The following is an 18,696-nucleotide window of genomic DNA, read 5'->3' on the forward strand; positions in this document are numbered from 1 at the left end:
AGGACTGGGAAACCTAACTCGGTGTAGGCCCGGACGTCGTCCACCGAGCGTTGGCGCTTCGACCTAACCTCACACTGGGTCATCCTCCTCATTGAGGAAGAGCCGAAGTAGCCCTACAGACTGGAGATAACAGGTGAATGACCTGAAGACTCAGGGACCCCCATGGAAGGGCTGGCGTGACGATCCGATCAAGACCGCTGCTGAGGACCGACTCCGGCGCGCGCCTGTGGCGCAACGCGCAGCCCAACTGATCGCCGAGAATCACAGCCCTGAGTCCAGCGTCGTCTACGGACTTGAGGGTCCTTGGGGTAGCGGCAAGTCTTCCGTCATCGCGCTCATCACCACCTACCTCACCGAGTCGCCCAACGGCGATTGGCAGGTCGTGACCTTCACTCCGTGGGCGACCTCTGGCACCGAGGGCTTGTTCTCAGAGTTCTTCGCCGCGTTGTCCACTGTCGATCCAGGGGGACACAAGAAAGGTCTCCGGGACCTGATCACGTCGTATGCCGACTTAGCGCGACCCCTCGCATCGCTGATCCCCTTCGTCGGCGCCGCAGCCGGTGAACTCGCGACGACTGCCGCGAAGCGTCTCGAGAAGCCTTGGAACGTCGCGTTCGACGAGATCGCCGCGGCTCTTCGAGAGTTGGACACCCCAGTCATCGTGGTGGTCGACGATATCGACCGTCTTCAGCCCGGTGAGCTACTCGACCTGCTGAAGGTCGTTCGCCTGCTCGGCCGCTTTCCGGGGGTGGATTTCCTGTTGGCGTACGACGAGCAGACTCTCGTCGAGACCCTCCAGACTCCCGGGCAAGGTACTGCCTCAAAGGCACGGGCTCGTGCGTTCATGGAGAAGATCGTCCAGTACCCCCTCACCATCCCGCCGCTCCTCACCAGCCAGATCGTGCGGATGCTCGACTCGGGCCTCACGGAGATCCTGACGCTGGAGCGTGTCGAGACGAGTTTCGACAAGCAAAGGTTCGGCGACGTCATCTTGACCACCATGCCCAAGCAACTAGCCACGCCAAGGGCGATCGAGCGCTTCCTTGCGCAGGTGCGCGAGCAGGTCCGCGCCCATGACCTCGATGAAATGAACGATGTCGACCTCATCCTGGCCACCTTCCTGAGGGTCCAGTTCCCTGACGTGTATGCAAGGCTGCAGTCCTGGAAGGCCAATCTGACGAAAGTGACCTCTTCGTCGTACATCAGCGTGACCCGACGCGAAGAACAGCAACCTAACTGGGACGAACTCGTGGACGGCCTCGAGGAAGAGGAAGATCGCCGCGACGCACTGTCCATACTTCGTGCGATATTCCCGGTCGTGCGCGGCAAAGACCCCTCTCGCCTTCCTGCGGGACGGTTCGCGCACCCCGACTACTTCGATCGCTACCTGGCTCAGGCCATCCCCGAAGGCGACATCCCCGACGCCCTCATCAGCCAACTATTGGAGACGGCAGCAACTGGCGACGCCCATGACCTACGTGCCCTATTGGCAGACGACGACAACGATCGGGTGCTACTTGCGCTGGGCAAGATCCGGGCACGCTACCCCGACATCGACGAGGTCCAGTACCACACGGGCCCGAAGGGATTAGTCACCTTCGACCTCCTCGCAGTGGCCATGGCGTTGGTCGACGATGCGCAGGACGATCGGTTGACCACCTGGACATCGACGAGCGATCAACTCCGTTGGTGGGCGGCCACGCTACTTCGACGGCTACTCGACACCGAGCCCACTTGTGACATCGACCCTGCGCTGCTCAGATGCTCCCAGATCCACCGTCGGACGCACGTGCTCATTACTGCCACACGCGACGTAAACCGGCTCAGTGACGCGACGCAGAAGGCCCTGACCGACGCTCTACAGCGCGAGGTTGGTCGCATCCTGCCCATGCTCCTCACAGACCTGCGGAAGGGCGACGGCGCGGACGGGGAGTCCGGCAGTAGCTTCCTCTACGAACTTGTCGCCGACTCGCCGAGCCTGGCGGCACTGCAGACCCAGATCGCCGCCGGCTTGGCCGCGAACGACTTCACCATCGAGGACGTTGCCGCCAGGTTCGTCGATCTGGCCTACGTCATCGGTGGATCAGGCCGCCCATCGAGCGCGTCCTTCTCGGGCGAGCTCTTTACGAAGGTGACTGGGACCGAGGCGCGCTCGGCCAATCGCGCAGAGACGGGCGAGTGGCGCGAGACCACTTGGCCGCGTCGCCGCGAATTTGCGGCCCAGTTCATCACTCCGACGGCCGCCCAAGACGATGGCACCGTTCAGCAGCAAACCGAAGACCAGCGCTAGCCCGGCCAACCCCAACATCGGCTACGGCGTCTACACCATCACCTACGCCGACCGGTCCGCGCGAGAGTTCTATCGCATCGGCCTGAGCGCCAACACGACGGGCATCTCGGTCTACGTGCTCGGACTCGAGGACAAGACGTACCTGGCGCGCACCTACGGAGCCTCGATCGGTCGGGCCAGCATCACGGGCTACTGCATCAAGTTCACACGCCTCTCAGTCATCGACACCGACGTCCTTTTGGCCGCCATCCGACACGGCATGACCAGTAACCACTCGGCTTGAGACCGGGAACTCCGCTGTCCCGGCACCACCATGGGCGACAGGCGGCGCAAGGACGCGTTCTGAAGCACGCGGTGTCGTGTGCGTATGGCTCAGCCGTAGCCGCCGGAGCCGGGCCAGCCGTGGGCGCCTATGTACCAGACGGCCGACGTCAGCACGACGACCACGATGAGGGCGAAGAGCAGGCCGCCGGCCACGGGCAGGAACCACCCGGGCGCGTGGCGTGACCGGACCGCCATCACCTTGACCACCACAGCGCCGATGAGGACACAGCCAAGCACCCCGTGCACGACCGTGCGGGTTGGCACGGGTGCTCCGGAGGCGAACGTGCCGGTCTCGAGGCCCAGCGCCCAGAGGCAGTGATAGGCGACCACCATGATGAGCGCGATCGCAACCGCACCCGAGATCCGGTGGGCAGTCCCGACCCACGAAGGGGCGGGGGCGCCGAGCTTGCCGTAGATCCAGAGTGCCCCGGCGAGCTGGAGCACCGCGAGGACTCCGATCACCACGGACAGCACGACCTTCATGTCGATGACCGTGCGGAAGCCGAACGTTGTCGTGCCGGCCAGGGTCGGGTCGTGAAGCTTGCCGAACACCCCGACGAGCAGGGCAACGACCGCGCCGGAGACGAACGCGGCCAGGGGAACGGCTATGTTCCTCGGCGGCGTACTGGTTGCCATGGGGTCAGGATCCTCCTGGTTCTGCTCGTCCCGCCGAGGAACACACCAACATCCAGCCGGTGCGCGGCGCGGGGCAACAGACGAAGCCTGCCCAAGCCAGCGCGAGGAAGATGCGGCCGGCACGGTCGTCAAGCGGCGGTGCGACGCATCGTCGAGGTCACGGATTGATCGTCACGGCGTCGTCACCGGCGGCGGCCCGCCGCTAGTCTCGCGGTGTGCCCGAGTTCAGCTGGCGACCGGCCAACGACGCGACGAGCGAGGACGTCGAGGCCGTGTTCGACGCCGGTGGGGCCCGCAGGTGCCGCTGTCAGGCGCTCAAGGTGCCGGGCTGGATCTGGCGCGACACGACGCAGGAGGAGCGCGACGCCGCGCTGCTGGAGCAGACCGGTTGCGGCACGAGCGGCCCCACGTCCGGCCTGGTCGGCTACGTCGACGGGGAGCCGGCTGGCTGGGTCGCGGTCGAGCCGCGGGAGAACTACCCGAGGATTTGGGCCCGGCAGAAGTCGTGGATGCGGACGGACCCCGACCTCGAGGGCGTCTGGTCGGTCACCTGCTTCGTCGTGCGCAGGGGGTTCCGTCGACAGGGACTGATGTACGAGCTCGCCGCCGCAACCATCGAGTACGGCAGGCAGGTCGGTGCCCGCGTCCTCGAGGGCTACCCAACCGAGCCGCCGCCGGGCAAGACGGTGATCTGGGATGAGGCCTCGGTCGGGCTGCTCCAAGTCTTCCTCGACGCCGGCTTCGAGGTCGAGGCATCGCCCACTCTGCGCCGGAGGGTGGTGCGACGCCGACTCGGTGCGTCGTCCTGACGCTTGGTTTCGTCCAAGCCCAGGCGGGGTAGTCGTCTGGGCCTACCGCTCAACGCGGCGGTAGGGGACGGGTTCAAGGCTGTCGGCAACGTCGATCACGAAGGTAGTGATCTCGCGAAACCGCGGACGAGCGGTCATCTGTGCGCAGCTCGGCTTGCTCGCCGTGCGAGGCCGCTGCACGAGCCGGAGATAGGTAGTCGACGGCGTCAACACTGGCAGGACCTCCGATGTGGCGGCGAGTGCAGGGCCGGATCGTGGAGTGGCCGGCAACACGTCGGCAGCACGAACCCAGGAGAGATCATGAACCGTCACACCACCGCGATCGCCAGTCGGTCCTTCGTCAGCAAACGTTCGGGTCCCCGCATCGCCGCCGCAGCCGGCGCGTCTGCAGCACTGTCTCTGGTCCTCGTCGGCCCGGCCTTCTCGTCACAGCCGCTGGACCCGCCTCCATCGCACGCGGCAGCCCAGTGCGAGAATTACCTGGGTGCGGGCAGGGTCGGGCCCTGCAGGCAGTCGTCAAATGTCTATGTCGGCGGTGCCGCCTCGAGCAACTCGGCCGCGCGGAACCTCCCGGCTTCGGCGGACGCGCCGAAGTCCGCAGTCGGCTCTGGCCAACCTACAGACCCCCCAGTGATCGGGGTCGGGGCGGCGGTGGCTGTCGTCGTCGCGGGCGGTCTATGGATTGCTTCGTTGAGCCGCCGCCGCACAGCTTGAGGGAGCCGACGCGGACACGTACGCAACCCGTCGCGCCCGTTGGGGACACCGTCATCGAGGGCTACTCCCGGCTCGGCGACCTGGCACGCACCGCCACACCCCTTGCCAGAACGGCGGACCAATGCCTCACGGCGCCCTACGCTGGGTGATCAGACGCAGCGCGGCGTCCGTGGGGAGGTCGGAGGATGAGCGGTGGGGCGCCGCTGATCGGCCGAGAGTCCGAGTTGGCGCTGGCTGACCGTCTGCTCAGATCTGCCGCGACAAGTCCCGCAGCGGGCGACCCGCCGCAGGCCTCGACACTGCTCGTCGTCGGCGATGCTGGGGTGGGCAAGACGACCTTGGCCCGAGCCATCCTGGACCACGCCCGACACCACGGCCTGACCGGCGGTATCGGCCACTGCCTGGACTTGGCGACGGGGGCTCCTTTCGCGCCGGTGACCGAGGCGTTGCGTCAAGTGGTCGAGTCGCGCGGCTATCCCGAAGGAAGCGTGCCTGCCGCAGCGCGGTGGCTCCTACCCGACGGAATCGACAATGACGCCAGCGCCGCTGGGAACCTCCTCGAGCGACTTCTCGGCGCTACCGCAGTCCTCGCCCTCGAGCAGCCCGTCGCCTTGGTGATCGAGGACCTGCACTGGTCGGACCGCTCGACGATGGACTATGTCGTGGCACTGACGCACACCAGCCGAGCGCCCGTGCTCCTCGTCGTAACCAGCCGCTCCGATGACCTCACCACATCGAACCCGGGCCGCTCTGGGATCTCAGCGTTGTCCCTGTCACCCGGCACAACCCGGCTGAGCTTGCCGCCCCTCACGGCAGCCGGGGTGGCCGAGCTCGGGTACCGACGCCTGGGCCGACCGCTCTCCGCGTCCGAGCTGGACGCCATCATGACCCGATCGGGGGGGAACCCGCTCTACGCGGAGGAGATCATGACCGCCCCCGGTGACAGGGTGCCCTCGTCGTTGCAGGATCTGCTCCTCCGACATGTGGTGGGCCTGTCTGCCTCCGCGGCCGCGCTCGTGCGCCTGGCCTCCGTCGATGGCCCCGTCATCGACCTCGACCTGCTGCGTGACGCATCCGGTCTGGACACGGCCACATTCGAGGCGCTGACACGCGAGGCGCTTGCAGCCAACGTCTTCACCCGACACGGGGACCAGTTCGCGTTTCGACATGTGCTGCTGCGCGACGCCGTCGAGGACGGCCTCCTGCCGAGCGAGCGTCAGGCCCTGCATGGTGCCTACGTCGGCGTTCTGCGAGAGCGGGCTGAGGTGGGGCCGGCCGCTGCGCGGTGGCGGGCCAACGCAGCTCTGGCCGAGCACGCGGCCGCGGCCGAAGACCCCGCTACCGCTCTGGTCTCTCATGTGAAGGCTGGACTGGCCGCCAAGCAGCATGGCGTGCCCGAGGCGGCCGATCACCTCGAGTCAGCGCTCGCCATATGGCCCCGCGTGCCGAACGCCGCCGAGCTCGCGGGTATCACCGACGCTGAGGCGGCTGCCGTGGCGGCAGAATCGCTGGTCCGAAGTGGCGAGGTCGAGCGCATCCAACGGCTCCTGCGTCAGGCCCTCGATCGGCTCGAGTATGTAACCGACCCACTGGCCGCGAGTCGAGTTCTCACCATCGTTGTCTACGACTGGAACGACCGCGACCGGGCCATGGACACCTCAGCGGCGGCCGACCGGGCCATCGCCCTCGCGTCAGGGCACCCCAGCAGGGAGCTCGCCGACGCGTGGGGAGCCAAGGCCGTGATGCACCTACGTCACCTCGAGTACATGGAAGCCCTTGACGCGGGCACGAACGCCATCGCGATCGCGCGACAAGCCCGCTCCGAGCTGGCGGAGTACGAGGCCCAAATCTCAACGGTTCAGGCATTGCATCAGCTCGGTCGGCTCCCAGCAGCCCGTGCAGCCATGAGGGCAGCGGTCGCGCTGGCCGAACACGCCGCGGCCCCCGGAGCCGCCCTCACCGCGCAAGCACTCCTGGCCGGCGAACTGATCAGCGCCGGCCTGCTGGACGAAGGCTGCGCCCTGGCACGACAGGCCGAGGACGCCGCCCACCGTGAAGGGCTCGTCCTCCCAGCCAACCTCAACGTGGAGCAAGAACTGAAGGCCCTGATCTGGCAAGGACGCCTAGCCGAAGCGAGGCCACGCCTAGAGGTCCTCACCAGCAGCGCGTACCCCGAGCGCAGGAGGCGCTGGCGCGCGGTCGAGCTGCTGATGGCGGAGGGTGACCTGGACCGCGCGTTGGCGATGGAAGAGCTGACGATCGAGGAGAACTTCGCCCCGCACTTGTTCGCCCCGGCGGACGCGCTGCGAAGGGTCGAGCTGTTCGAGCAGCTCGGAAACGTGGCGCGTGAGCTGGACGCCGCCGAGCAGTTGCTCAACCGAGCCGGCTCGCAGTCGCCCGTGCACGCCGCTGTCATGGCCCGCTGCGGGTTGCAGTCGCTGCGTGCCGCTACGAAGGCTGGACTGGAAGCCCCTGTGGCTTTGGCGGAAGCGTCTGACAGGGCCCTGACTGCCGCGCACCATGGCCTCACCGACGACTGGGCCGGGTCTGAGTACGCGGTTCACCTCGCCATGGCTGACGGGTACGCCGCCCGCATCGAGGGCCGGTCCGCCGTCGAGGAGTGGTCGCGCGCCGTCGAGTTGGCCACGCCTTTCGGCGTTCTGTTCGCACTTCGCCCGCAGCTCGAATACTCGCTTGAGCAGCTGCGCCAAGGTGAGCGCGATGCCGGCAAGGAGCACCTCGTTGCGGTCTGGCGGTTGGCCGAAACCATCGGTGCTCGCTGGTTCGCGCAACGGGCAACGGCCGAGGCGCGGCGTCACCGGGTGCCGCTGCCCGTGACCGCCGAGCAAGGATCGGGCCCGATCGATCGCCTCACCGCCCGCGAGCACGACGTGCTCGACCTGCTCGCCAGAGGCGCAACAAACCGCGCCATCGCCCGCACACTGTTCATCAGCGAAAGGACAAGCGCTCTTCACGTGAGCAACATCCTCGCCAAGCTTGGGGTGGCCAACCGTGGCGAGGCCGCAGCAATGGCAAGAAGAACGAACAACACCTAACTCCACTACGGCCCACCCGGCGACGTCCAATCCGTGCAGGTCCCGAGACGCCAAGTCGACCTCGAATGCAAATGCGGGATCGACCACTCGCGCGGACGCCATCCAGGACGAGACTCGCGACGGCCGAGGCATGCAGAACATTCCGGCCGCGGCCAAAGCCCGCCACAAGGCATGTCCGCAGCAGCCACGCGCAGTACGCGTTCATGCCCGGGCCAGCATGGTCGCTCCGCGGCGCTATGACGCGGGATGCCGAGTCGCTGCTCGGCCGCGGATGGAGCGTGATGGAGGAAGCCCCGCGTGTGGGTCCCGTCCGGCCAGGCCGGCGAGCTGGGGTCAGGATGGCGCTGGCAGGCGAGGGTGGGTCGTGAGAGTGGGTAGCGGCCCGATGATCTCTTCTCGACGTGGCGGCCGGGTGGGAGACTGGGACGATGGACGATGAATCACAGTCCGAGCCTGAGGCTTCTGATGAGACTCCGTCAGCAGAGGGTCAATGGGTGACTCTCCCGTCGGGGCTGAAGGTCAATGAGGACCAGTTTCTGATTGTCGACCCTCCGCCGTCGGGGCTGATCGAGGAACCACCCGATCTGCGCCGCAACGCGTGATCTGGCGGCGGCAGGAGCGTCACTACCGCTTCGCGGCGATAGGGGACACTGCCGCTATCGCGGCTGAAAGGACCCTGTTGCGCGCTCGTGCACAAGCGTGCGGCCACCCGGTGAGGTCCGTGATCGACCGGATCTGCCGATGAGCGGACAGCCGCCTACGACTTTCGTAATAGTCCCTAGCGCACCGTGTCGCGACTCGAACCGCCGGCTACAGATGACTGCCGCGAAGGGACCGGGTGAGCGAGGTGTTGTCGGGGTCGTACACGAGGCAGATGAGCCGGCGGTCGCCGGCCGACCGGCCCGTCCGATCCGTGGTGTAGAAGTCGGTCTCGAGCCGTGACTGCTCGAACGGGACACCGACGTACGATGCGAAGGCTGCGTTACACCTCGCCTCCGCCGCCGCGTCCACCGCATCGTCACCCGGCCACTTCCTCGTTCCCGTCAGGAGGGCCCGGAGCGTGACCTCTGCGTCGTGGGTTGCGCTGCAGTCCACGACGGTGATGTACAGCACGGAGGCGTTCGACGGATTCCGGACGCACATACCGGGCTTGAGGTTCTGCCAAAAGATCCGCTTGGCCTTGACGGGAGGAGCGGGGGGCCGCGTCGACGGCTGGGTCGGTGGCCGCGTGGACGTCGGCGGCGGAGGCGAGGACGTTGACGCTTCTGAAGTGGGCTGGGAGCTGGCGGACGAGCTGGACGTCGTCACGGAGGCGCTCGAGGCCGCCTTGCCGGCCACGGCTAGCGGCTCGACCTTCTGGCAGCCAGCCAGGATTGTGACCGCGGCAGCCGCCGCCAACGTCACCACGACATACGCCATCGTTTCTGCGTTCCGAACGGTGCGGCGAGATCGCACTCCCTTGGACATCGCGCCCTCCCATGCCACCCAGGATTCATTCGATGCTCGAGCCGCGCCCCGGCTGCTATGTGTCGTTGCCATGCACAAAGGATCTGGCCCTGACCCGGCCTTGTCTGTGCCGGTGCTGACACAAGCGCTATGACACGGCGGGACAGGGGACCGCGACTTGGCAGCCCTTTGCCTGTCCCTGACGCCACCCGGCCCATGTCCGCACATGCCGCGCGGAGGACAGGGACGTCCGAATCTGCCGCCGATCGGTCGTGCCGGACTGCGTTCGACTGCCGGACGTTGGGTGCGACCCACTGAGTCGGACGGAGGATGCTCGTGATCTGGCGGCTCCTGTGGAGGTCAAACATACCCACACTCGTCAGCTCAACGCGATTCCGGCTCCGCTCCGGCGACGGCGCTCCTCGACCGGCGCCAGCGCAGAGCCCCCAGAGCCAATATCGCAGTCGCCGTGACGGCACCGAGGGAGCCTTGGCCGACCTCCGCCTGCCAGGCAGGGCGGGCAGTCACGTCGTGAGCCGACAACGGGTCCGTCGGCAGATAGGAAACCTGCGCGGGCTCACTCGCGTAAACGGGTTGTGGGCTGGCCGGAGCGGTGAATGTGTGCTGGATGCCGCTGCTGTCGGTGAATGTGATGATCGCGATGTAGCTGGCGCCGGTCTTGTAGTCGGCCTCGCTCACACTCAGGACGGTCCCTGTGGTCATGGCGCCGTTGGCGAACGGCTCTATGGCACTGCGATCGGTGAGGCCAGAAGCGACTCGCGAGACGCTGAAGACGCCGACTGCGAGTGCGGCGAGAATCACGGCGCTCTTCCCGATCCGCAGCTGTGTCTTGTTCGGGAGCGCCCTCCAGAGGCCCATGGCTCTGGATGCTAGGTCCGACCGCAGCGCGTCGCGGGCGCATTGACGGATTCGCGGGTGCGCCTTGTTCCGAGCAATGGCCGGCGGCCGAGAGTGGGAGCCGAGGCAAACGGTCACGCTCGCTCATGCCGCCGAGCGGCCGCCGCGATGGGCGCATTTCTGCAACCGCGCCCATCTCTGAGCCGTTGAGGAACATGGGCTCCTTGGAACGCCGCTGCCACGTAGGGTCACCTCACGATGGACACCTCGTGGATCGTTGAAGCGGCTCAGTCATACGACCGAGTCGCGGTGCCTTACGTTGCCGTCGTCCGCGACGGGCTCAACCACCTGCCTTTCGAATCATCCCTGGTCAACTACTTCGTAGAGCAGGTGAAGGCCACGGGAGGCGGGCTGGTCATCGACCTCGGATGTGGACCCGGGCTTCTGTCGCGGTATCTGGCATCCCTCGGGCTGTCGGTGCTCGGAGTAGACGTCTCGCCAGAGATGCTGCGTATCGCGGGCGGCTACAACCCCGGGCAGAGGTTCATCGAAGCGTCCCTGACTGAAGTCCCAGTCCCTGACGGTTCCGCGGCGGGCGTCTTCTGCTGGTACGTCATGCACCATGTCCCCGACGAGGATCTGGGCCAGTCGTTCGCAGAAATTGCCCGCGTGCTTCGGCCCGGCGGCCAGTTGATGATCGGTGGTCATGTTGGCGACAGCGCATACGTCAAGACCGAGGGCTATGGGGGCCTACCAATGAATGTGCTCTTCGCACGCCGCAGCATCACCGCCTACGCGGAACTCGTTCGCGGCGCTAGCCTCGTCGTGGATGCCACGATCGACCTCGGACCGGCGCAACCGTCTGTCGCGGCAATACGGCTCGCACACAAGACCCTTTAAAGGGCGCCTGCGCCAACCGGAGCCTCAATGTCCCAACCCAGCCAGCCCGACGCCCCGGGACCAAGTCCGCTCATGCCGCCGATCGCGCGAGTCGAGCTCAGGTCTCGTCAACGAGCTGGTCCCCGCTTGGGACGCGACGGGATGGGTACCCCCACCGCTCAAGCACCTGCATGATTGTCGCCGCTCCCACGGGGTTAGACGTGTGGACAATAACGAGGTCGAAGGGGTAGGGCTCTCCGTCGCTGGCCGCACGTGCCAACTCATCGAGGATGGGCAGCGTGCTGTCGACGAACCCACCGACGATGCCCAAATCATGGTCCAACCACAGTTGCCCATGACCGTACTGACGGACTCCTCCCAAGGCCGCGAGAGCTTCCCGGCTCGTCCGCGCTCGGACGTGCTCGCGGCCGTCACGGAAGGTGCGGGTGTCATCGACCAACAGGACAAAGGACATGGCCACATGATGGCGGGTGTCGGCGGCGGGGTCGACGAAGATTTATCGCGCCGGGCACAGCTGCCCGGTCATGCCGCGTTGACGGCGGCTACGCTCGCCCGATCCTGCCTGAGCGCTGGTTCGCCCGGGTCCGCCCTTCTTGGCTGAACTAGTCCCGGACAGTGCGTATTGTCGGATTCCAAGCTACGAGAAAGCGAGGCCGACCGTGGCTCTCATCGCCCTTGGCGTCACGCTCGGCATATTCACAACGCTCTCCATGTGGGGCGGAACATCTGCTGATCTGGTGTTCTTCTTCTTTGCAGTAGCCGCTGGCTGCATCGTCGGGGGCGCGGTTCAGCTCTCATCCATCCGGGCTATTGCTTGGTGTCTCGCAGCTGCAGCCGCATTCTTCGGGTTGTGGAGCTCCGCAGTGAGCGCACCCGACGATGGCACCCAAGGCATCGCCCTGCTGACTGTGGGCTTCGCATTCCTGGGCATCGCGTGCTTCGTCGTCGCAGTGACATTGAGTGTTCGTCTCTGGCTACGAGCCACGTGGCGGGATCCCTGGCACGGGCACGCGGGACCCAGTACCTGAAAAGCGCCCTCCGTACATGCCGCTGGTAGCAGGGCGAAGTCCATGGCTCCTCATGGCCCGATCGCGAGGCATGATGGCCACCATGCGCTTGTTCCATGGGCAAGAGGGACTGATCTGCTCGGAGTGCGGGGTGGTCCATGAAGGACTAGCAACCGTCTTCGGCCCCGAGGCGCCGGACCCATGGGTCGAAGCTCCCCTCTCCGCGCGAGTTCAAGGAGAGCTGGGTCGAGATCAGTGCTACTTGCCCTGGCAACAGCGCCTCTACACGTTCATTCGGGGACACATCGTTCTACCGATTTCTGATCGACCGGACGAGACATTCGCCTGGTCCGTTTGGTCCACGCTGGCCCCGGACGACATGGAGACGCTCGAAGCGCATTGGGACGACCCGCGACGCGCAGACCTACCGCCGATGCCAGGACGCCTGGCTAACTCGCTGCCGTACGAGGAAAGCACGCAGGGGTTGGCTCTCCATGTTCGGCACCGCGAACCCGGCCAAGTGCCACACTTCGTTTTCGCGATGGATGCCGAGCATCCGCTAGCTGTAGAGCAGCGCGAAGGCATCCCGTGGCACCGGGTCGCTGAACTCAACGGGCAGCTCGCCTGACACAACGCGCCACCGGATCCGCAAACGCGCGCATCTGCCGCGAAGCGCGCTGCTTACGCTAGTTCTCCTCGAGGAGTTCTCGAAGAGCGCGGATCGCCAAGGTGTCTCCGCCTTCGATGGCTCTCCGGTAGTGGTGTTCTGCGCCGGCCAGATCGCCATTCTGTTCAAGCAGGACGGCGAGGTTGTGGTGGGAGTGGGCGTCACCGAGCGCCGCTCCGGCGCGGTAGGCAGCTACTGCAGCCGCGTCGTCGTGGAGGACATCGGCGTAGAGGTTGCCCAGCGGCAGCATGCTTTCTACCTCGCCGAGCTTCATGCCGGCCTCGAGGACCTGTCGGCCTTCCTCGATGCGTCCCGTCGTCAGCAGGAGATCACCGAGGTCTGCGCGAGCTGACGGAAAGAGTGCCGCGCCAGCTCGGAGGTCCGGCTCAAGGCTGGGGTCGTGGCTGGTGCACCACTGCCAACAGGCCGCGACCGCGGCTGCGGTCTGGTTTCCGGAGGCAGCTGAGCGCTGCGCAGCGGCCAGGGCAGCTTCCCGATCGCCTTGCTCGCGAAGAGCGAAGGCCATCCCAAGGGGGCCGCCGCTGTCGCCTCCTGCCTCGGCCTGTTGGTAGGCCCGGATCTCGCCTGCGAGGTCGCCGAGCTCGTGCAGGACTATCCCCAGGTTCAACCGGGCATCGGCGACGCCGCCCGCGATCGCGACGTCGTATGCGTCGACGGCCTCGGTCCACCTCTCTTGCTCGGCGAGGCAGTTCCCGAGGTTGAACGCTCCGTCTGCGGAGCCGAGCCTCATGGCTTGGCGGAAGCAGGACTCGGCATCGGCGAGGCGACTAGCCTCGGCTAGTTCGCACCCGGCCTCCAACAGATCATCGAGGCGCAGCTGCGCCATATTTCGCAGCCGTTCCTCGATATCTTCGTCCATGCCGGGCATTGTGCTCTATCCGGCGAAGCGACGCTCAGGCTGGCGTCCGGACATGCCGCGTGCGGCTCGTGGAGCAGATCGCCCAGCTACTTGTAGCTGAACGTGTACGAGTTGGCGATGGCCTTCACCGCGTGACCGTCGAGTTCGGGATAGGTCTCTTGAACCCATCGCTCGACGTTGTTCCCCATCTCCTGCAGGTTCGCGGTGTTCCACAAAGGCGGCGTGGCTGCGTCGAGGTCGACCAGCATCGCCCGGATCCGTGGCACAAGCGCGACCGCTCGATCACCGAACAGAGCCGCAACGCGTCGCTCAGGCTCGGTTGGCTCCAACACGCCTGGAGAACCAAGGAAACTCACAACCGCCCTGCTCAGCTCGTCGTCGACCACGCTCTCCAGTCTGCCCGTCAACGTCCGAATCTGCCGCTCGGAGGACGGGACGTCCGACATTGCCGCGCTCAGGACCGCGCCGTGGGAGTTGCGGTCGCGTCACGATTGCGGCGACCGCCGCCACAAGGCGTCCCTCCGGCACGATGCTCGGTTGCACACGGCTTGATGAGACGGGGGTTCAGCTATGCGACCGACTAGAGCGCTGGCCCTGATCACCATGTGCGGCATCGCTATGGCCCTCGTGGGTTGTACATCCGAGCAGCCGTCGCCAATCCCGGCGGAAAGTCGAGGCACGACGGTGGACCTCTACACCCACTGCGGCATCCGCTACTTGCAGGTCGGGGTCGACTGGTTCGAGCGAGTGGGCGGTCCCTTGGTCAACGATGGCAACCCGCCGGCTGGCTGGAGCAATCCGAGTCAGCCCGGCCGGGTGACCGTCGCTGATGACCTGGCGACCTTCACCGATGACGCTGGGCACAAGGAGTCGTTCAAGAAGCTCGACAAGCCGCCGTCGTCTGCGACCAACTGCGCCTGACGCCTGCATCGCGGTCTGCTGGCGCACCCTGAGCCACCGGGGGGCAGTGGAGCGGTGATGAGCACGTCCGCTTCTGCCGCTCTGCGGGAGGAGGCCCGACCATTCCGCTCTGAGGCCGGTGATCCGTCGTTCTTTCTGCGCGGCATGCGCTCCCTGCGCTGATGCCAACTCGGAGCCGAGCCGCGTTTGCCGTTCTGACCGCTGCGCCTACGCGGCAACGAACTCCTCGCTCAACCCCTGCTGCCGTTTCATCCGCCAGCGGCATGCAATGAAGACGGCGACGGCCTGCGTCACGACGACGACGACGTAGCAGGCGATGCCCAGCGTCAGATCCTTGAGCTGCACCGGGTTGGTGTCTCCACCGAAGCGGAGCCCGATCGGCAGCAACGCCCACGAGCAACCGAACACGATGTAGGCCACGACGGCGACACGAGCCAGCCATCGACGCTGCGGCGCGCGATCTAGTGCCCAAACCTCAACGAGGAGTGCTGGTCCTCCTGCCACGAGCAAGACACCGGCCATCACGAAGTTCATCAGGTCTCCGAAGCCGCCCCACCAACCACTCGCTGTATCGACTCCATACATCTGGATGACCCCGTGGACGCTCCACGTGACGAGCGCCGCGCCCGCGAGGATGTAAGTCCAGACGGGGAATCCCGCAACGAGATACCGCCGTCGCAAGCGGCGCGGCTCGGCCGATCGTTCCTGCTTCGCGTCGGCGTCCACTCAGCCAGTGTGGCCGGTGGTGCGGCTCTCGCAAGCTGCAATGACGGATCAGCGCAACCGACCGTCCGGCAGTTCCTCCCGCGTGGGTGCGCCCTGTCCGACGTCCGGAAATGCCGCTCGGAGGACGGGACGTCCGACATTGCCGCTCGGAGGACGGGACGTCCGACATTGCCGCTCGGAGGACGGGACGTCCGACATTGCCGCTCGGAGGACGGGACGTCCGACATTGCCGCTCGGAGGACGGGACGTCCGACATTGCCGCTCGGAGGACGGGACGTCCGACATTGCCGCTCGGAGGACGGGACGTCCGACATTGCCGCTCGGAGGACGGGACGTCCGACATTGCCGCTCGGAGGACGGGACGTCCGACATTGCCGCTCGGAGGACGGGACGTCCGACATTGCCGCTCGGAGGACGGGACGTCCGACATTGCCGCTATCGGGTCGTTGACTCTCCCTGGCCAGCCGAGCCATCCAGCTCCAAAGCCTCCAGGTCTTTATCGCTGAGTCGCTCCCAGCCGAAATCCGCCGCCCAGTAGTACAAATCGTCTTCTTCCTCCTCCCAAGCCTCAAAGTCATCGGCCGCGTCCACAACTCCTCAGACTCCAGCGTTAGTTGACAAATGGGGCAGCGCAGGTCAATCGCCTTGTAGCCGGCAACCAGACGGACCGTTTCCTCTGGCGTTGCTTCACGCCACAGGTCCGCACGCACACGGGATACCCCCTGCGCACCGCATGCAGGGCAAACACGAGACCACTCGTTTGGTTTCGGGTTCAGTTCCCAGAAGGTCTCAGTCATCAGGCGCTCGAGACTCTCCCTCGGAACACCGTCGTACTTCGTCTCAAACCGCTGCCTTGCAGCCGATATCAGGGTTCGCGCCCTGCTTGCCACCTGGCCCCGTTGCTCATCGAGGGCCCTGCTAACTAGAAATGTGTGCGCACCCCAGAATTCTTCGTCCGACATCCTGAGTCGTGCAACCACCGAGTTGACTACCTTCGCAAACGTCACAAGGACAACGTGCATCTCCTGCGTGACGTCGGGCGCGTTCGACCCGTGTGCTGCAAGGTCACGCGCCGCTTTGAGTAGCCCGAGGTCTTCCGGCGAGACCCCTAAAGAGTCCTGACCGTATAGGAGCTGGTAACGGTCGATGGCCTTAGCCAAACCGATCGTGTACGGAGGGCGCTCGACACCGCGCCGCGGCGTGGTCCCTGACTTGCCCAGAGGCTGCAGCCCCACGCGGCGGATGAGCGCCTCATCGTTGAACTGCCGCTCCAACAGGAGAGCCGGGCTCGCGGCGCAGAGCGCAGCTTTCAGCAAGAGCTCGGTGCTTGCACCCGCGTGCAAGAAGAAGAACGGTGCATCAGTTGGCGCGTAATGAGCAGCGGCCGAACCTGCGAACCTTCGAGCGGCTTCCAACAGGGTCTGGGGCGTGTAGGGAAGCGCCAGAACCGCATCCTCACCTTGAGGTTCAGTCCCAAGCCCAACGATGTCCTCGTCTTCGCTCATGAACTGAAACTCTAGGCTCGCGGTGCCACGCCACTGGGACATCCGACCATGCCGCTCGGAGGACGGGACGTCCGACATTGCCGCTCGGAGGACGGCCCACATTGCCGCTCGTCGGACGACGTCCGACCATGCCGCGGTAAGCGCGGTCGTGCCGACGAGCGGAAGAATGAAGGGCTCCGCATTCGCCGAACCCGTACAGCAGTGCGCGACGCGGCACAATGGCGCTCATGACTCGAGCCCCGCAGCAGCGTTATCGACTCATAACTCCTGGCCGCCCGGTCATCCGAGGCCCAAAACCTGACTACGTGCTTGGTGTGATCGAGTCGCTGCCCCGGGACGGTCACGTTCTCCTCGAGAGCATGGACGTGCCCGAGCTCTACATTCAGGTCTGGCTTCGACCCGATGGGCACTACCAACTCGAGGTACGTGACGGCTCGCTGGAGACGCATGTCCAGACCCGCACGGTGTCGCGGGAAAGGACCGCAAAAGCCTTCACTGAGTGGCTATATGAGCAGAGCGGTGACGGCGACGACGGCTGGCGCAAGAACTTCCAGTGGAACAACATCAGTGACAGTCTCTGAGCAGGCGAGATACCGGGCTCTCGGCCAGGACGCGACCGTCCTCATTTGCCGCGCATGGCTCGGGTGCGCGGCACTAGCTAAGGCGGCGCGAGCGTCCTCGAGTGTCATGCTGCGTCGCTCGTACTGTGCGCGCTTCTGGAGCAGAATTGCCGCCCCGTACCTAATGTCGATTCGTGCCGGGATGCCAAGGTGCTCGAGGTAGTTCAAGAGCAGTTCGCGGTCGAAGCGGTAGCGCTTGCGCCGTGCGATGTAGCGCTCGGTGTCCTCGAACTCGAATGGCGTCCCTGACTCGTACCACTCCCATCGCCTGTCGGTGGCCGTGGCCGAGAGTGAGCGTCGGTGCATCATCGGGGGCTCATCCTCAGGGTCTAAGACCTCGAACTGGTGCCGACGTGCCGCGGATGGCACGGACCAGTGAAGGCTTCTTTTGCTCGCAAGCCATGACCTATCCGCCTTCGACGGCAACCGAAAGAAGCATCGGGTCTGTTGAATAGGTGGCGGGGGCATCAACAGCCTTGGTCTGGCGCTGCGCGCGCCCGCACAGCAGCGCGCCGGATGAAAGCACCCGCGAACTGCCGGGGCGGGTGTCGACAGGATCAACGCAGCACAAAATGCACTCTGTCCAAAGTGTGGCTCTCGACAAGTCCGGGGGGCACCTCTACAAGCAGGTCGTAATACAGAGACCGCGCTATGATGTGCTCGTCGCTCGCTTTATCGATGAGCACCAACAATGCCTCATACTCGGTGCCGGGAGCGTCGCCACCGGTGACGAGCTTCTCGCCGCTGAGCCTCCATTCGTCGTGTCCGCTAAGCCTGGCGGCCTCGAGCGGAGCATACGTATCAGTTGTGTCATCATAGATAAAGATCCACAGGACCGAATTTGGGGGCATGTTCGCGACCGTCCCGCTGAACACAGGCGCGCTCGCTGGGACCTTCGCTCCGGGCGTGGGCTGCACGATGTGTCCAGACGGCGGAGGTGTGCCCTCGGGATCGGATACGCGTAGAAACACGAGATAGCCCAGCATTAGGATTACAAGAGAGGATACCGAAACCCACAGGAAGCGTCTTTCGAGGGGACCATCTCGAAAGACCAGAGCCTGTGCGATGGCGTAGAAGAACGTCGACAAGGCGAGTGTTCCCAAGAATATCCACAGTGCCCCTACATCAAAGAGACTAAAAACGGCCCCAACGGCAGCCCCCACGATAGGCAACGCAGCGGCGCCAAAAGGGATCATCTTGCGTGGCCAACTCGCCAGAGTTGAGCGCTGAGTCCGACGCGCCGGGGTGGTTGACCCGCTTACCCCGGTGATTCCCAACTCATGCCCAGAGACCTCGTTGATTCCGTCCTTCGGCGTCGCATCTATTGAAGTAGAGGC

At 65.6% G+C, this 18,696-nt stretch carries 17 protein-coding genes; 9 read left to right on the plus strand and 8 right to left on the minus strand.

The features are described from left to right. The first annotated feature begins 133 nt into the window (after positions 1-133). A complete protein-coding gene (locus FHX52_RS08540) occupies positions 134-2,290 on the plus strand; it encodes a KAP family P-loop NTPase fold protein (protein WP_141821501.1) in 2,157 nt (718 codons plus the stop codon). Further along, the gene (locus FHX52_RS08545) at positions 2,253-2,573 is read left to right on the plus strand and encodes a hypothetical protein (RefSeq protein WP_246069686.1); all 321 of its coding nucleotides are present in this window, start codon (positions 2,253-2,255) and stop codon (positions 2,571-2,573) included. Before FHX52_RS08540 ends, FHX52_RS08545 begins: the two co-directional genes overlap by 38 nt. A gap of 89 nt (positions 2,574-2,662) precedes the next feature. On the opposite strand, the gene FHX52_RS08550 is transcribed toward FHX52_RS08545, so the two are convergent. Further along, a complete protein-coding gene (locus tag FHX52_RS08550; protein WP_141821502.1) occupies positions 2,663-3,250 on the minus strand; it encodes a DUF6529 family protein in 588 nt (195 codons plus the stop codon). Between the two features lie 215 nt (positions 3,251-3,465). Here FHX52_RS08550 and FHX52_RS08555 point away from each other — a divergent pair, with 215 nt between their 5' ends. Both FHX52_RS08555 and FHX52_RS08560 read left to right on the plus strand, forming a co-directional pair. Continuing rightward, a complete protein-coding gene (locus FHX52_RS08555; RefSeq protein WP_141821503.1) occupies positions 3,466-4,059 on the plus strand; it encodes a GNAT family N-acetyltransferase in 594 nt (197 codons plus the stop codon). Positions 4,060-4,958: 899 nt separating this feature from the next. Continuing rightward, positions 4,959-7,829 (plus strand): helix-turn-helix transcriptional regulator, encoded by a 2,871-nt coding sequence (locus FHX52_RS08560; protein ID WP_141821504.1) that lies wholly within the window; start codon positions 4,959-4,961, stop codon positions 7,827-7,829. A gap of 810 nt (positions 7,830-8,639) precedes the next feature. Here the strand turns inward: FHX52_RS08560 and FHX52_RS08565 are convergent. Then, complete coding sequence (locus tag FHX52_RS08565) at positions 8,640-9,296, minus strand: septum formation family protein (protein ID WP_185747134.1); 657 nt, start codon at positions 9,294-9,296, stop codon at positions 8,640-8,642. A 363-nt stretch (positions 9,297-9,659) separates the two neighbouring features. Further along, on the minus strand, positions 9,660-10,154 hold the full coding sequence (locus tag FHX52_RS08570) for a hypothetical protein (RefSeq protein ID WP_221630524.1): 495 nt from the start codon (positions 10,152-10,154) through the stop codon (positions 9,660-9,662). A gap of 237 nt (positions 10,155-10,391) precedes the next feature. Here FHX52_RS08570 and FHX52_RS08575 point away from each other — a divergent pair, with 237 nt between their 5' ends. After that, positions 10,392-11,033: a class I SAM-dependent methyltransferase gene (locus tag FHX52_RS08575; RefSeq protein ID WP_141821507.1), complete on the plus strand. Its 642-nt coding sequence runs from the start codon at positions 10,392-10,394 to the stop codon at positions 11,031-11,033. Between the two features lie 97 nt (positions 11,034-11,130). Here the strand turns inward: FHX52_RS08575 and FHX52_RS24750 are convergent, their stop codons facing one another. Beyond that, positions 11,131-11,487, minus strand: a complete 357-nt coding sequence (locus FHX52_RS24750; protein WP_425460091.1) for a cyclic-phosphate processing receiver domain-containing protein — start codon at positions 11,485-11,487, stop codon at positions 11,131-11,133. A gap of 205 nt (positions 11,488-11,692) precedes the next feature. Here FHX52_RS24750 and FHX52_RS08585 point away from each other — a divergent pair, with 205 nt between their 5' ends. Together FHX52_RS08585 and FHX52_RS08590 are read left to right on the plus strand one after the other, a co-directional pair. After that, positions 11,693-12,061 carry a hypothetical protein gene (locus FHX52_RS08585; protein ID WP_141821509.1) on the plus strand — a complete coding sequence of 123 codons (369 nt, stop codon included), beginning with the start codon at positions 11,693-11,695 and terminating at the stop codon, positions 12,059-12,061. An 82-nt stretch (positions 12,062-12,143) separates the two neighbouring features. Next, positions 12,144-12,668: a DUF2199 domain-containing protein gene (locus FHX52_RS08590; RefSeq protein ID WP_185747135.1), complete on the plus strand. Its 525-nt coding sequence runs from the start codon at positions 12,144-12,146 to the stop codon at positions 12,666-12,668. A gap of 58 nt (positions 12,669-12,726) precedes the next feature. Here FHX52_RS08590 and FHX52_RS08595 read toward each other — a convergent pair whose 3' ends face one another. Together FHX52_RS08595 and FHX52_RS08600 are read right to left on the minus strand one after the other, a co-directional pair. Further along, positions 12,727-13,587, minus strand: a complete 861-nt coding sequence (locus FHX52_RS08595; protein ID WP_141821511.1) for a tetratricopeptide repeat protein — start codon at positions 13,585-13,587, stop codon at positions 12,727-12,729. An 86-nt stretch (positions 13,588-13,673) separates the two neighbouring features. Then, positions 13,674-13,973, minus strand: coding sequence for a hypothetical protein (locus FHX52_RS08600; RefSeq protein ID WP_141821512.1), 300 nt, complete (start codon positions 13,971-13,973; stop codon positions 13,674-13,676). A gap of 298 nt (positions 13,974-14,271) precedes the next feature. On the opposite strand from FHX52_RS08600, the gene FHX52_RS08605 reads away from it, so the two are divergent. Further along, complete coding sequence (locus FHX52_RS08605; RefSeq protein WP_141821513.1) at positions 14,272-14,508, plus strand: hypothetical protein; 237 nt, start codon at positions 14,272-14,274, stop codon at positions 14,506-14,508. 207 nt (positions 14,509-14,715) lie between these two features. Here FHX52_RS08605 and FHX52_RS08610 read toward each other — a convergent pair whose 3' ends face one another. Further along, positions 14,716-15,234, minus strand: coding sequence for a hypothetical protein (locus FHX52_RS08610; protein WP_141821514.1), 519 nt, complete (start codon positions 15,232-15,234; stop codon positions 14,716-14,718). A gap of 1,864 nt (positions 15,235-17,098) precedes the next feature. On the opposite strand from FHX52_RS08610, the gene FHX52_RS08615 reads away from it, so the two are divergent. Beyond that, complete coding sequence (locus FHX52_RS08615; RefSeq protein WP_141821515.1) at positions 17,099-17,320, plus strand: hypothetical protein; 222 nt, start codon at positions 17,099-17,101, stop codon at positions 17,318-17,320. A gap of 596 nt (positions 17,321-17,916) precedes the next feature. Here the strand turns inward: FHX52_RS08615 and FHX52_RS08620 are convergent. Next, a complete protein-coding gene (locus tag FHX52_RS08620) occupies positions 17,917-18,447 on the minus strand; it encodes a hypothetical protein (protein ID WP_141821516.1) in 531 nt (176 codons plus the stop codon). Positions 18,448-18,696 lie beyond the last annotated feature (249 nt).

The sequence above is a fragment of the Humibacillus xanthopallidus genome (genome assembly GCF_006717145.1).
GTDB classification, from domain to species: Bacteria; Actinomycetota; Actinomycetes; order Actinomycetales; family Dermatophilaceae; genus Humibacillus; species Humibacillus xanthopallidus.

Coding starts and splice junctions, on each gene's coding strand:
- FHX52_RS08545 (WP_246069686.1), top strand. CDS start 2,253: ATGGCACCGTTCAGCAGCAAACCGAAGACCAGCGCTAGCCCGGCCAAC.
- FHX52_RS08550 (WP_141821502.1), bottom strand. CDS start 3,250: ATGGCAACCAGTACGCCGCCGAGGAACATAGCCGTTCCCCTGGCCGCG.
- FHX52_RS08560 (WP_141821504.1), top strand. CDS start 4,959: ATGAGCGGTGGGGCGCCGCTGATCGGCCGAGAGTCCGAGTTGGCGCTG.
- FHX52_RS08565 (WP_185747134.1), bottom strand. CDS start 9,296: ATGTCCAAGGGAGTGCGATCTCGCCGCACCGTTCGGAACGCAGAAACG.
- FHX52_RS08570 (WP_221630524.1), bottom strand. CDS start 10,154: ATGGGCCTCTGGAGGGCGCTCCCGAACAAGACACAGCTGCGGATCGGG.
- FHX52_RS08575 (WP_141821507.1), top strand. CDS start 10,392: ATGGACACCTCGTGGATCGTTGAAGCGGCTCAGTCATACGACCGAGTC.
- FHX52_RS24750 (WP_425460091.1), bottom strand. CDS start 11,487: ATGTCCTTTGTCCTGTTGGTCGATGACACCCGCACCTTCCGTGACGGC.
- FHX52_RS08590 (WP_185747135.1), top strand. CDS start 12,144: ATGCGCTTGTTCCATGGGCAAGAGGGACTGATCTGCTCGGAGTGCGGG.
- FHX52_RS08595 (WP_141821511.1), bottom strand. CDS start 13,587: ATGGACGAAGATATCGAGGAACGGCTGCGAAATATGGCGCAGCTGCGC.
- FHX52_RS08615 (WP_141821515.1), top strand. CDS start 17,099: ATGGACGTGCCCGAGCTCTACATTCAGGTCTGGCTTCGACCCGATGGG.